This window comes from Enterobacter sp. RHBSTW-00175, assembly GCF_013927005.1.
In the GTDB taxonomy this organism is placed as follows: domain Bacteria; phylum Pseudomonadota; class Gammaproteobacteria; order Enterobacterales; family Enterobacteriaceae; genus Enterobacter.
Genome location: NZ_CP055930.1, coordinates 2,130,003 through 2,142,866, shown reverse-complemented (window position 1 = coordinate 2,142,866; position 12,864 = coordinate 2,130,003). Strand labels below are relative to the sequence as shown.

Annotated in this window: 13 protein-coding genes and 1 pseudogene; all 14 read right to left on the bottom strand. The window is 50.4% G+C overall.

The annotated features are described in order from the left end of the window. Positions 1 to 264: 264 nt before the first annotated feature. The 14 genes and pseudogenes from glmS to atpI all read right to left on the bottom strand — a co-directional run bounded on the left by glmS (position 265) and on the right by atpI (position 12,541). Positions 265 to 2,094, bottom strand: a complete 1,830-nt coding sequence (gene glmS, locus HV107_RS10095; protein ID WP_182063070.1) for a glutamine--fructose-6-phosphate transaminase (isomerizing) — start codon at positions 2,092 to 2,094, stop codon at positions 265 to 267. A 154-nt stretch (positions 2,095 to 2,248) separates the two neighbouring features. After that, complete coding sequence (glmU, locus tag HV107_RS10090) at positions 2,249 to 3,616, bottom strand: bifunctional UDP-N-acetylglucosamine diphosphorylase/glucosamine-1-phosphate N-acetyltransferase GlmU (protein ID WP_182063069.1); 1,368 nt, start codon at positions 3,614 to 3,616, stop codon at positions 2,249 to 2,251. Positions 3,617 to 3,900: 284 nt separating this feature from the next. Continuing rightward, complete coding sequence (locus HV107_RS10085) at positions 3,901 to 4,401, bottom strand: hypothetical protein (RefSeq protein ID WP_182063068.1); 501 nt, start codon at positions 4,399 to 4,401, stop codon at positions 3,901 to 3,903. A gap of 4 nt (positions 4,402 to 4,405) precedes the next feature. Then, the gene (locus tag HV107_RS10080; protein ID WP_182063067.1) at positions 4,406 to 5,287 is read right to left on the bottom strand and encodes a hypothetical protein; all 882 of its coding nucleotides are present in this window, start codon (positions 5,285 to 5,287) and stop codon (positions 4,406 to 4,408) included. Between the two features lie 34 nt (positions 5,288 to 5,321). Then, a pseudogene (locus tag HV107_RS10075) lies at positions 5,322 to 5,461 on the bottom strand (type VI secretion system tube protein Hcp); the annotation flags it as partial. A 197-nt stretch (positions 5,462 to 5,658) separates the two neighbouring features. Beyond that, on the bottom strand, positions 5,659 to 6,078 hold the full coding sequence (locus tag HV107_RS10070; RefSeq protein ID WP_182063066.1) for a F0F1 ATP synthase subunit epsilon: 420 nt from the start codon (positions 6,076 to 6,078) through the stop codon (positions 5,659 to 5,661). Between the two features lie 20 nt (positions 6,079 to 6,098). Continuing rightward, positions 6,099 to 7,481, bottom strand: coding sequence for a F0F1 ATP synthase subunit beta (gene atpD, locus HV107_RS10065; protein ID WP_014072438.1), 1,383 nt, complete (start codon positions 7,479 to 7,481; stop codon positions 6,099 to 6,101). A 31-nt stretch (positions 7,482 to 7,512) separates the two neighbouring features. Then, positions 7,513 to 8,376, bottom strand: coding sequence for a F0F1 ATP synthase subunit gamma (gene atpG / locus HV107_RS10060; protein WP_182063065.1), 864 nt, complete (start codon positions 8,374 to 8,376; stop codon positions 7,513 to 7,515). Between the two features lie 50 nt (positions 8,377 to 8,426). Beyond that, positions 8,427 to 9,968 carry a F0F1 ATP synthase subunit alpha gene (gene atpA, locus HV107_RS10055; protein WP_014172283.1) on the bottom strand — a complete coding sequence of 514 codons (1,542 nt, stop codon included), beginning with the start codon at positions 9,966 to 9,968 and terminating at the stop codon, positions 8,427 to 8,429. 12 nt (positions 9,969 to 9,980) lie between these two features. After that, on the bottom strand, positions 9,981 to 10,514 hold the full coding sequence (gene atpH / locus HV107_RS10050; RefSeq protein ID WP_182063064.1) for a F0F1 ATP synthase subunit delta: 534 nt from the start codon (positions 10,512 to 10,514) through the stop codon (positions 9,981 to 9,983). 14 nt (positions 10,515 to 10,528) lie between these two features. Continuing rightward, positions 10,529 to 10,999 carry a F0F1 ATP synthase subunit B gene (gene atpF / locus HV107_RS10045; RefSeq protein ID WP_015961084.1) on the bottom strand — a complete coding sequence of 157 codons (471 nt, stop codon included), beginning with the start codon at positions 10,997 to 10,999 and terminating at the stop codon, positions 10,529 to 10,531. A gap of 48 nt (positions 11,000 to 11,047) precedes the next feature. Further along, entirely contained in the window at positions 11,048 to 11,287 is a 240-nt protein-coding gene (gene atpE, locus HV107_RS10040) for a F0F1 ATP synthase subunit C (protein WP_000429386.1), read from the bottom strand. A 49-nt stretch (positions 11,288 to 11,336) separates the two neighbouring features. Continuing rightward, positions 11,337 to 12,152 (bottom strand): F0F1 ATP synthase subunit A, encoded by an 816-nt coding sequence (atpB, locus tag HV107_RS10035; protein WP_182063063.1) that lies wholly within the window; start codon positions 12,150 to 12,152, stop codon positions 11,337 to 11,339. Between the two features lie 8 nt (positions 12,153 to 12,160). Continuing rightward, positions 12,161 to 12,541, bottom strand: coding sequence for a F0F1 ATP synthase subunit I (gene atpI, locus HV107_RS10030; RefSeq protein ID WP_008500194.1), 381 nt, complete (start codon positions 12,539 to 12,541; stop codon positions 12,161 to 12,163). Positions 12,542 to 12,864 lie beyond the last annotated feature (323 nt).

Here is a 12,864-nt window from a genome sequence, read left to right as displayed (position 1 = left end):
GGACAAACAGGTGACAGATAAATGTACGAATTATGACAGTTTTATGACAACGAAAGTTTAACTTAAAAGTCAGTAAAAATTATCAAACGTATCAATTAGATAGCCACAAACATGACAGTATGTTTTCAGTGATATTTTCTTTATGTGACACTGAAAAAAGTAGCTGAAGATGACAGATTGTCATAAATAAAAATGGGAAAGAGTTGATTAAAAACAAACCAGGAAGGGTAAAAAAGCTCCACCCGAAGGTGGAGCCTGAGATGATTATTCAACCGTCACAGATTTCGCCAGGTTACGTGGCTGGTCAACGTCGGTGCCTTTGATAAGCGCAACGTGATAAGCCAGTAATTGCAGCGGAACGGTGTAGAAGATAGGTGCAATCACCTCTTCCACATGCGGCATCTCGATGATGTGCATGTTGTCGTTGCTGGTGAAACCGGCATCCTTATCAGCAAAGACGTACAGTACACCGCCACGGGCGCGCACTTCTTCAATGTTGGACTTCAGTTTTTCCAGCAGTTCGTTGTTTGGCGCAACGACGATAACCGGCATATCCGCATCAATCAGCGCCAGAGGGCCGTGTTTCAGCTCACCTGCCGCATAGGCTTCTGCGTGGATGTACGAGATCTCTTTCAGCTTCAGCGCGCCTTCCAGCGCAATCGGATACTGATCGCCACGCCCCAGGAACAGCGCGTGATGTTTGTCAGAGAAATCTTCCGCAAGCTGCTCAATACGTTTGTCCTGAGACAGCATCTGCTCAATACGGCTCGGCAAAGCCTGCAAACCATGAACAATGTTCTGCTCAACAGCGGCATCCAGCCCTTTCAAACGCGCCAGTTTCGCCACCAGCATCAGCAGCACTGTCAGCTGCGTAGTGAAGGCTTTCGTCGATGCGACACCAATTTCCGTGCCCGCGTTGGTCATCAGCGCAAGATCGGATTCGCGTACCAGAGAAGATCCCGGCACGTTACAAATCGCCAGAGAGCCAAGATAGCCCAGCTCTTTGGACAGACGCAGCGCCGCCAGGGTATCGGCTGTTTCGCCAGACTGGGAAAGGGTGATCATCAGGCTGTTACGGCGCACTGCGGATTTGCGGTAGCGGAATTCAGACGCGATTTCCACATCGCATGGCACATCCGCCAGCGATTCAAACCAGTAGCGAGAGACCATACCGGAGTTGTAGGAGGTGCCGCAGGCCACGATCTGAATATGCTCAACCTTCGACAGCAGCTCGTTCGCCTTGTCGCCCAATTCGCTCAAATCCACCACGCCGTGGCTAATACGCCCGGTCAGGGTGTTTTTGATGGCGTTCGGCTGCTCGTAAATCTCTTTCTGCATGTAGTGACGGTAAGCGCCTTTATCGCCTGCGTCGTATTGCAGGTTGGATTCAATTTCCTGGCGATTGATCTGCGTACCGGCTTTATCAAAGATAGACACGGAACGGCGCGTCACTTCAGCGATATCGCCCTCTTCCAGGAAGATAAAGCGACGGGTCACTGGCAGCAGTGCCAGCTGATCGGATGCGATGAAGTTTTCACCCATGCCAAGGCCGATAACCATTGGGCTACCGGAGCGTGCAGCAAGCAGTGTGCTCGGGTCACGGGAATCCATGATAACCGTCCCGTATGCACCGCGCAGCTGAGGAATAGCACGCAGCACCGCATCACGCAGCGTGCCGCCCTGTTCCAGTTCCCAGTGAACCAGGTGAGCAATAACTTCGGTGTCGGTTTCAGACACGAAGGTATAACCGCGTGTTTTCAGCATTTCACGGAGTGGTTCGTGGTTTTCGATAATGCCGTTATGCACCACCACAATGTGTTCAGACACATGCGGGTGTGCGTTACCTTCGGAGGGTTCGCCATGCGTCGCCCAGCGAGTATGCGCAATACCGGTTCCGCCGTGCAGCGGGTGTTCTTCCGCCGCTTGCGCCAGGATCTGCACTTTACCCAGACGACGCAAACGGGTCATTTGACCTTCCGCATCCACCACAGCCAGACCAGCAGAGTCATAGCCACGGTATTCCAGACGACGTAAACCTTCGAGAAGGATTTCAGCAATATCACGCTGCGCAACTGCTCCAACAATTCCACACATAGTTAGATTTCCTGATTATGGCGCTATGCCATGCGTTGTCGCTGACCTGTTGTTGCCCTTTTCGGGCGCCCCGAGCCTTGTAGAGAGTGGGGTTATATTTATGGGTACTGCTTATGGGAGGGGGATTATATTATCCCCTCGTCCCGAAAATCTGTTACTTCTTCACCGGGCGTTTCCAGCCCTGCTTGTGAACCTGCGGCACACGGCTTAACACCAGCTCGTTATCGGCCACATCACGCGTGACAGTCGTTCCTGCGGCAATAGTTACGCCATTACCAACGGTAACAGGCGCCACCAGCTGCGTATCAGAGCCGACAAACACATCATCACCAATGATGGTTTTAAACTTATTAGCACCGTCGTAGTTACAGGTGATCGTTCCTGCACCAATATTCACGTTATCGCCAATCTCCGCATCGCCCAGATAGGTCAAATGACCGGCTTTAGAGCCTTTACCCAGCCGCGCTTTTTTCATTTCGACGAAGTTACCCACGTGCGCGCCTTCCAGCAGCTCAGCGCCAGGGCGCAGGCGCGTAAACGGACCAATGGTGCACGCCGCTTCCAGATGGGCATCTTCTACCACACTGTATGGGCTGATTTCGCAGTTATCACCAATGACGCTGTTTTTAATCACGCAACCCGTGCCAATTTTGACGCCATGGCCAAGGGTCACGTTGCCTTCAAGGATAACGTTAGTATCAATCTCAACATCACGCCCGTGAGCCAGGGTGCCGCGCAGATCAAAACGCGCTGGATCGCTCAGCATAACGCCTGCCAGCAGCAGTTTTTCCGCCTGTTCTGACTGGTAAATACGCTCCAGGCGGGAAAGTTGCAGGCGGTTGTTTACACCATCGGTTTCGCTGATACGAGCCGGGTGTACAGCGGCAATCTCACGGCCTTCATGGTACGCCAGGGCAATAATATCCGTGATGTAATACTCACCCTGCGCGTTGTTGTTGGTCAGTTTCGACAGCCAGCGTTTCATATCTGCGCCGTTGGCAATCAGGATGCCGGTGTTGATTTCCTGGATCTGACGCTGGGCGTCGCTGGCATCTTTATGCTCAACAATACCCGTTACGTTGCCATTTTCACGGGTAATTCGGCCATAGCCGCTCGGATCGTCCAGTACGACGGTTAACAAACCAATACCGCCCTGCGGTTTCGCTTCACGCAGGCGAGTCAGGGTGTCGACGGTAATCAGCGGAACATCGCCGTAAAGCATCAGAATGTCTTCGTCATCCGCGAAGAACGGGGCAGCCTGCTGCATCGCATGACCAGTGCCCAGTTGTTCAGCCTGAAGTACCCAGTTGAGTTTGTCATCACGCAGCGTTTGCTTTAGCAGATCGCCGCCGTGGCCGTAAACCAGGTGTACCTTGCGGGCACCGAGATCATTAGCGGCATCAATGACATGCTGCACCATAGGCTTTCCTGCCAGGGTGTGCAGCACCTTCGGAAGATCGGAATACATGCGGGTGCCTTTACCTGCGGCAAGGATGACCACGCTCATCGTATTGTTCAACATACGCGTCCTGACTGTAATTTGAGTGAGAAGTAAAACCCTTTGACGTTGAAAATTCTACATATTTTGCGCCATAAAATGGAATGCCGTTAAAACGCTCAACCCAGGGCTTTACGGGCTATTTGAGGATACTTTTTAGGGCAGAGTAAATCACTTTTTCTCTTGAAAATAGCATTCTCGCGGTAAGTCGCTAACGCACACAATAGCTTAGCTATTTTTTTGGGTCATGAATAAAGATCCTCTCACTCAGGAGTATATCCACACTACACGGTAGGCTCAGGTGAGGGTTACCGTGCCGGAGGTTCCAGTTCATTATATTCTGGTGTTTGGGGAGGTTGTTCTTCTTCACTGGTTGATAAATATGCTCTCTGCTTACACATCTCTTCGCTCCGGGCATAATAACTACCGGATGAAACAATGCTTGTAGAGCGACACTGATAGTAGTCTGTACCAAGCGGGTAGATAGAAATCACTATCGACAGAAGAATACCAATAATGAATGCAGCAATGGCGTAAATCATCGTTGGTATCATACATTTCTGTCTTATTATATCCGTTTTTTTTCTGAACGGTAATAATAGAAAAACAACGGATAAATCTGCAACAATCATAGCGGGAAGTAATAGGAATAGAGTAACTTGTTTAGGATCATAGTAAATATAATCATCCCCTTTAACTAGCCCCATGATTGTTGGAGTGATACTATAATACAGATCTATAATTATAGCCGTCAGGCATATAATTATAACAAACCCGTAAATATACCCTTTAGCCTTTACCAGGTTCATTATATTAATAATGTCCATTCATCATTGGAAAAAGACATGGATTACTGTGCTGAATATTCCAACCCACCATTTTCTGGTGTTCTTCCAACCCGTTTTTAATCATTGCGATTAAGCGCTCTGATAAATGATACTTTTCATCCAGATCTGCCAGTTTATAAGTAATGTAAAAACCCAGTGCAACTGCAATCGCTATCCCTATAGTTACAGGTATAACGGCGCCAGCTACAGTAGCCAACCCAGTTAACATGCCCATTGCAACTTTCGTCACAAACATCGTCACAACCACCTTCGCCACATCCATCGTGATATTACCGATAAACGTAGCAAAATAATGATCAGATGAAAAAATAAACTCCACCGCCCGCTGTGCCGCAGCAAAGCGAATACAGAAACGGGCGCCTCTTAAAATTTCGGCATTAATCCCGGCTTTGCCGATGCCCAGTTCCAGTATTTTTAGATTATTCATCGCATAACGGGTGCCATTAAGGATTCGTCGGGCTGAAGGATAGCCAGTAATTTTAATATAGGTCACTCCTTTGTGCATGTAGGGGACAGCTTTGATACCCAGACCTTTTAAGTTAAACACCAGCTTTCCGGCATCTCTATAGCTTACCAGTTTCGTTATGTTTTTCGTGCCCGACATCGCATCTTTGATATTTCCAGAGTAGGTCGTTCCTTTTTTGTACAGGGCATTCATCACCGCATAGGCTTCATCCGTGGTCAGCAGCATGATATGTTCAGTGTTTTTGTGCAATGCCTCTTCCAGTTGCAGCGTATTCAGTAAATAAGGATGTTGGGGAATAAGTTGGTTAACAGGAACATTGCCCCGTAGCGTATCACCGAGGTAATCATGCCATGCAGGGCGCTCATCATTGAATCTGTTCATCGCGTTTTTCCTCCTGTTTGTAAAATGTATTCTTCCCATGGGTTAACCCCAGCACAATTATCTGGTCAGCATGCGCAGTTTGCGCTTTATTACCAATAGACCTCTGCGAAGAACATCCCGCAGAAATTAACCCCTGCAATGTCCATTAAGTGTCAGATAGACTAGATTGGCCATAATTGCTCCGTATAGTCAGTTTAAACATTGAATAATGCCTTCATCGAGCCATTGGAAGCGTAGCGCGCAATGACCTTAAAAAATGGAAAGGTATAGGCAAGTGCGGAAAAATCAGAAAATATTTAGTGTCTAGAGATACGGAATAAAAAAAAGCCAGCCTGGTATCCAGACTGGCTTTTGTGCTTTTCAAGCCGGTGTTACATCGCTTTTTTGGTCAACTCGATAACGCGCAGTTTCGCGATCGCTTTGGCCAGCTCCGCAGACGCCTGAGCGTAATCCACGTCACCATGAGAGCTGCTAATGTGCTCTTCAGCCTTACGCTTCGATTCCAGGGCTCGCGCTTCGTCGAGATCCTGGCCACGGATAGCGGTATCGGCCAGAACGGTCACACTGCCAGGCTGCACTTCAATAATGCCGCCGGACAGATAGATAAACTCTTCATGACCGAACTGTTTAACGATGCGGATCATACCAGGCTTAATGGCGGTGAGCAGCGGTGCGTGACCTGGGAAGATACCCAGTTCGCCTTCACTACCCGTTACCTGGATTTTCTCGACCAGACCAGAGAACATTTGTTCCTCTGCGCTGACGACGTCCAGGTGGTAAGTCATTGCCATATCACCCTCCGATTAAGGCGTTAAAGTTTTTTGGCTTTTTCCACGGCTTCGTCGATGGAACCAACCATGTAGAACGCCTGCTCTGGCAGGTGATCGTATTCGCCTTCCATGATGCCTTTAAAGCCACGGATGGTGTCTTTCAGGGAAACGTATTTACCCGGAGAACCGGTGAATACTTCCGCAACGAAGAACGGCTGGGACAGGAAGCGCTGGATCTTACGAGCGCGTGCTACCACCAGTTTGTCTTCTTCAGACAGTTCATCCATACCCAGGATGGCGATGATGTCTTTCAGTTCCTGGTAACGTTGCAGCAGGGACTGTACGCCACGCGCGGTGTCGTAGTGTTCCTGACCAACAACCAGTGGATCCAGCTGACGGCTGGTGGAGTCCAGCGGGTCAACGGCTGGGTAGATACCCAGAGACGCGATCTGACGGCTCAGTACCACAGTTGCATCAAGGTGCGCAAAGGTGGTTGCTGGAGATGGGTCAGTCAAGTCATCCGCAGGTACGTATACCGCCTGAACGGAGGTGATAGAACCGGTTTTGGTAGAGGTGATACGTTCCTGAAGAACACCCATCTCTTCTGCCAGAGTTGGCTGATAACCTACCGCTGAAGGCATACGACCCAGCAGTGCTGATACTTCAGTACCGGCCAGGGTATAACGGTAGATGTTATCAACGAACAGCAGAACGTCACGGCCTTCGTCACGGAATTTCTCAGCCATAGTCAGGCCAGTCAGCGCAACGCGCAGACGGTTTCCTGGTGGCTCGTTCATCTGACCGTAAACCAGGGATACTTTGTCCAGAACGTTGGAGTCAGTCATTTCGTGGTAGAAGTCGTTACCCTCACGAGTACGCTCACCAACACCTGCAAACACGGAGTAACCGGAGTGTTCGATCGCGATGTTACGGATCAGCTCCATCATGTTTACGGTTTTACCAACACCCGCACCACCGAACAGACCAACTTTACCGCCCTTCGCAAACGGACACATCAGGTCGATAACTTTGATACCGGTTTCCAGCAGTTCCTGAGAGCTGGACAGCTCTTCGTAGGAAGGTGCTGCACGGTGGATAGCCCAACGCTCTTCTTCACCGATGTCGCCTTTCATGTCGATTGGGTGACCCAATACGTTCATGATACGACCCAGTGTTGCTTTACCTACAGGAACTTCGATCGGGTGCTCAAGGTCTTTAACTTCCAGACCACGACGCAGACCGTCGGAAGAACCCATGGCGATGGTACGCACGATACCGCCGCCGAGCTGCTGCTGAACTTCCAGCACCAGGCTCTCGTTACCATTCTGTACCTCAAGCGCATCGTACACGCGCGGTACGGCGTCCTGAGGGAACTCGACGTCCACCACGGCGCCGATTACCTGGACAATCTTTCCAGTAGCCATCTTGAATCCTCTACGTAATTCGTAAACCTGGTTAAACCGCGGCGGCCCCCGAGACAATCTCGGTGAGTTCCTGAGTAATGCTGGCCTGACGAGCTTTGTTGTAAACCAACTGCAGCTCTTTAATCAGGCTGCCGCCATTATCGGTCGCGGCTTTCATCGCCACCATACGTGCGGCTTGCTCGCTGGCCAGGTTTTCTACAACGCCCTGATAAACCTGAGATTCGACATAACGACGCAGCAGAGTATCCAACAGCGGTTTCGGATCGGGTTCATACAGGTAATCCCAGGTTTTACGCTTCATATCGTCATCTTCTGATGCCGGTAAAGGCAACATCTGAGTGAGAGTAGGAACCTGAGACATGGTGTTAATAAATTTGTTGCTGACAACGTACAGTCTGTCCAGACGGCCTTCATCATAGGCCTGCAACATCACTTTAACCGGGCCGATCAGTTCGGACAGGGATGGGTTATCACCCATACCGGTCACCTGAGCGACAATATTGCCACCAACGGAGTTAAAGAAAGACACGCCCTTGGAGCCGATCATCGCGATATCGCTCTGAACGCCTTTTTCGGACCATGCTTTCATATCCGCCAGCAGTTTTTTGAACAGGTTAATGTTCAAGCCGCCACACAGACCACGGTCGGTCGACACCACCAGGTAGCCCACGCGTTTAACTTCGCGTTCTTCCAGGTAAGGGTGCTTATATTCCAGATTACCGTTTGCAAGGTGACCAATCACTTTGCGCATGGTTTCTGCATAAGGACGGCTGGCCGCCATGCGATCCTGCGATTTACGCATTTTGGAAGCGGCGACCATCTCCATCGCTTTAGTGATCTTCTGCGTGTTCTGGACGCTTGCGATCTTACTACGTATCTCTTTTGCGCCGGCCATGAGCTTCTCCTCAATGCCTTGCGGCCTGTCCTAAGACAAGCCGCCGGACGTTACCAGGACTGGGTTGCTTTGAAGGAATCGAGGATAGCTTTCAGCTTGCCTTCGATTTCGTCGTTATAGCCACCGGACTGGTTGATCTCTTGCATCAGCGGAGCGTGATCACGGTCAACGTAAGCCAACAGAGCGGCTTCGAAGCTACCGATTTTCGCCAGTTCCACATCTTCGAGGTAACCGCGTTCAGCCGCGAACAGCACCAGGCCCTGTTGTGCAACAGACATAGGGGCATACTGTTTCTGTTTCAGCAGCTCGGTCACTTTCTGACCGTGGCTCAGCTGTTTACGGGTAGCTTCATCCAGATCGGACGCGAACTGAGAGAACGCTGCCAGTTCACGATACTGTGCCAGAGCGGTACGGATACCACCGGACAGTTTCTTGATGATCTTGGTCTGAGCTGCACCACCAACACGAGATACGGAGATACCCGGGTTAACTGCCGGACGAATACCGGAGTTAAACAGGTTGGTTTCCAGGAAGATCTGACCATCGGTAATGGAAATTACGTTGGTCGGAACGAACGCAGAAACGTCACCCGCCTGGGTTTCAATGATCGGCAGAGCGGTCAGTGAACCAGTTTTACCTTTCACTTCACCTTTGGTGAAGTTCTCGACGTATTCCGCGTTAACGCGGGAAGCACGCTCCAGCAGACGAGAGTGGAGGTAGAATACGTCGCCAGGGAATGCTTCACGTCCAGGTGGACGACGGAGCAGCAGAGAAACCTGACGATAAGCAACAGCCTGTTTAGACAGGTCATCGTATACGATCAGTGCATCTTCACCGCGGTCACGGAAGTATTCGCCCATCGCGCAACCAGCATATGGTGCCAGGTATTGCAGTGCAGCAGATTCAGAAGCGGTTGCAACCACAACGATGGTGTTAGACAGCGCACCGTGCTCTTCCAGTTTGCGAACAACGTTGGAAATGGTGGACGCTTTCTGGCCGATAGCCACGTACACACATTTGATGCCAGAGTCGCGCTGGTTGATGATGGCATCGATAGCCATTGCGGTTTTACCGGTCTGACGGTCACCGATGATCAGTTCACGCTGACCACGACCGATTGGGATCATGGCATCAACGGATTTATAACCAGTCTGTACTGGTTGATCAACGGACTGACGGTCGATAACGCCTGGTGCGATAACTTCGATTGGAGAGAAGCCATCGTGCTCAACCGGACCTTTACCGTCGATTGGCGCACCCAGGGTGTTAACAACACGACCCAGCAGGCCACGGCCAACCGGAACTTCCAGAATACGACCCGTACACTTAACCTTCATGCCTTCGGCGAGGTCAGCGTATGGACCCATCACAACTGCACCTACGGAGTCGCGCTCCAGGTTCAGTGCGATAGCGTAACGGTTACCCGGCAGGGAAATCATTTCACCCTGCATACAATCGGCCAGGCCGTGAATGCGGATAACACCGTCACTTACAGAAACAATAGTACCTTCGTTGTGAGCTTCACTCACAACACTGAACTGAGCAATGCGCTGCTTGATCAGTTCGCTGATTTCGGTGGAATTCAGTTGCATGCTCCAGTCCCCTTAAGACTGCAAGACGTCTGCAAGGCGCTCAAGACGGCCGCGTACGCTGCCATCAATGACCATATCACCCGAACGGATGATTACGCCTGCCATTACAGACTTATCGATTTTGCAATTCAGCTTAACTTTGCGTGACAGACGTTTTTCCATCGCAGCAGTGATCTTCGAAAGCTGTTCGGTACTCAGTTCAGTTGCAGAAGTCACTTCGACTTCAGCAGTAGCTTCACTAAGGGCACGTAAGTGCTCGAACTGCTCAAGAACATCAGGGAGCACACGCAGACGACCGTTCTCAGCCATAACCTTAATCAGGTTCTGGCCGTTGGCATCCAGTTGCTCCCCGCACACGGCGATAAACGACGCGGCGAGGGTTTCTGGCGCTAACGCACCGGAAAGCAACTCAGCCATTTGTTCGTTTTTCGTCACCTCAGCGGCAAACGCCAGCATGTTCTGCCAGCGATCGACATTTTGGTGTTCGACAGCAAAGTCAAAAGCTGCTTTGGCGTAGGGGCGAGCTACCGTAACAAATTCAGACATCAGCCCCTCCCTCCTTACAGTTCAGCGACAAGTTTGTCCACGATGTCGCTGTTAGCAGCTTCATCCACGGAACGTTCGATGATCTTCTCGGCGCCAGCAACAGCCAGAATCGCAACCTGCTTACGCAGTTCTTCACGAGCACGTTTACGCTCAGCATCAATTTCAGCCTGAGCTTGTGCCACGATCTTAGTACGTTCCTGTTCTGCTTCAGCTTTTGCTTCGTCCAGGATCTGAGAACGGCGTTTGTTAGCCTGTTCAATGATTACCTGAGCTTCAGCTTTCGCTTTTTTCAGCTGGTCTGTCGCGTTGGCCTGTGCAAGGTCCAAATCTTTCTTAGCGCGTTCTGCGGAAGCCAGACCGTCAGCAATTTCTTTCTGACGTTTTTCGATGGCAGCCATTAATGGCGGCCATACATACTTCATGCAGAACCAGACAAAGAGAATAAACGCGATGGCCTGGCCGAGGATTGTTGCGTTCATGTTCACAGCACAATACCTCTTTAATTTCTGTGGCTTAGGGTTTTAAAACTACTACTACGCGACAGCAAACATCACGTACAGACCCAGACCTACAGCGATCATTGGGATAGCATCCACCAGACCCATAACGATAAAGAACTGAGTACGCAGCAGAGGAATCAGATCCGGTTGACGCGCTGCGCCTTCCAGGAATTTGCCCCCGAGGATGCCGATACCGATCGCAGCACCGATAGCCGCCAGACCCATCATCACAGCGGCAGCCATGTACAGCAGATCCATATTCAGGTTTTCCATGACAGTCTCCAGTTTGTTTCAATTAAAACGTAGTAGTGTTGGTAAAGAATCAGTGCTCTTCAGATGCCATCGACAGATAGACAATCGTCAGAACCATGAAGATAAAGGCTTGCAGCGTAATGATCAGGATGTGGAAAATGGCCCATGGCACATTAAGAATCCACTGTGACCACCACGGCAGAAGACCCGCGATCAGAATGAAAATCAGCTCACCCGCATACATGTTGCCGAACAGTCGCAGACCCAGTGAAACAGGTTTGGACAGCAGGCTAACGCCTTCCAGGATCAGGTTGACCGGAATAAACGCCCAGTGGTTGAACGGCTGCAAGGTAAGCTCTTTCACAAAGCCGCTTACGCCTTTCATTTTGATGCTGTAGAAAAGAATCAGGATGAATACACCGAGCGCCATCGACAGAGTGATGTTCACGTCTGCGGACGGAACCACGCGCAGTGCAGGCAGACCGAGGACGTGCTCGCCGATCCACGGAATAAAATCGATAGGCAGCAGGTCCATCAGGTTCATCAGGAAGACCCAAACGAACACAGTCAGGGCCAGCGGAGCAATCAGCTTGCTCTTGCCATGGTACATGTCTTTCACGCTGCCATGGACAAAGCCGATGATCATTTCGATGAACGTCTGGAATTTCCCTGGAACACCGCTGGTCGCTTTTTTAGCAACACCGCGGAACATGGCCAGGAACAGAAGACCCAAAACCACCGAGAAGAACATGGAGTCGATGTTGATCGTCCAGAAGGTGGCCGGGGGGTTATGCGGATCGACCAGCGAGAATGTACGCAGGTCCAACTGAAGGTTATTCAGATGGTGACCTATGTAATCCTGCGGCGTCATATTTTCTGAAGCCATGATGCCTTTTACCCTTTGTTGTTGATTACAGCTGGAGCCAGAACTTGTACCACCAGCACCAAAACCCACGTAGCTATCAGCGGCATGAATACCACTTTCAAAACCGCCAGCGCCATCACCAGTAGAGCAAAGGTTAGCAACACCTTACACACTTCGCCGAGGGCGAAGGACCAGGCCACGCGGCCTTTGGCAGGTGTATGCGCCTGATGACGCCAGGCAAAAATCATAAACAACACGTTTGGCAGAACCACCGCCAAACCCCCGCACACGGCGGAGATGCCCCAGAAGGGGTCTTTGAGGCTAAACAGCAGTCCACTTGCTATCACAGCCAGAAACTGAATGAACAGAAGCTTACGAGCAACGTTTCTACTCAAGAGCGACACAGACATCACGTTTTTACTCCTGCTCCCTTTGAGGTATGTCGCGTGTCGTATAAAACGTCCTTTAAGGCTCAGAGTCAAGCATCAAAAAGCGGACAAATTATACGGTGCGCCCCCGTGATTTCAAACATTAAGTAGCGAAAAGGTGAATAAATGTTTAAATATTTTTCCCCACCGCTATTTTTTAACTTTTCGTGAAACCGCAGGCCTTCCAACAAAACTGCAAACCGCGCGAAAACGTTGACGATAAAGCGTGCACGAGATCACAAAATACACATTTACGATAAGGTTGTATTTATCAAAGACGTAAATCGGTTTATTTCATCTTTATG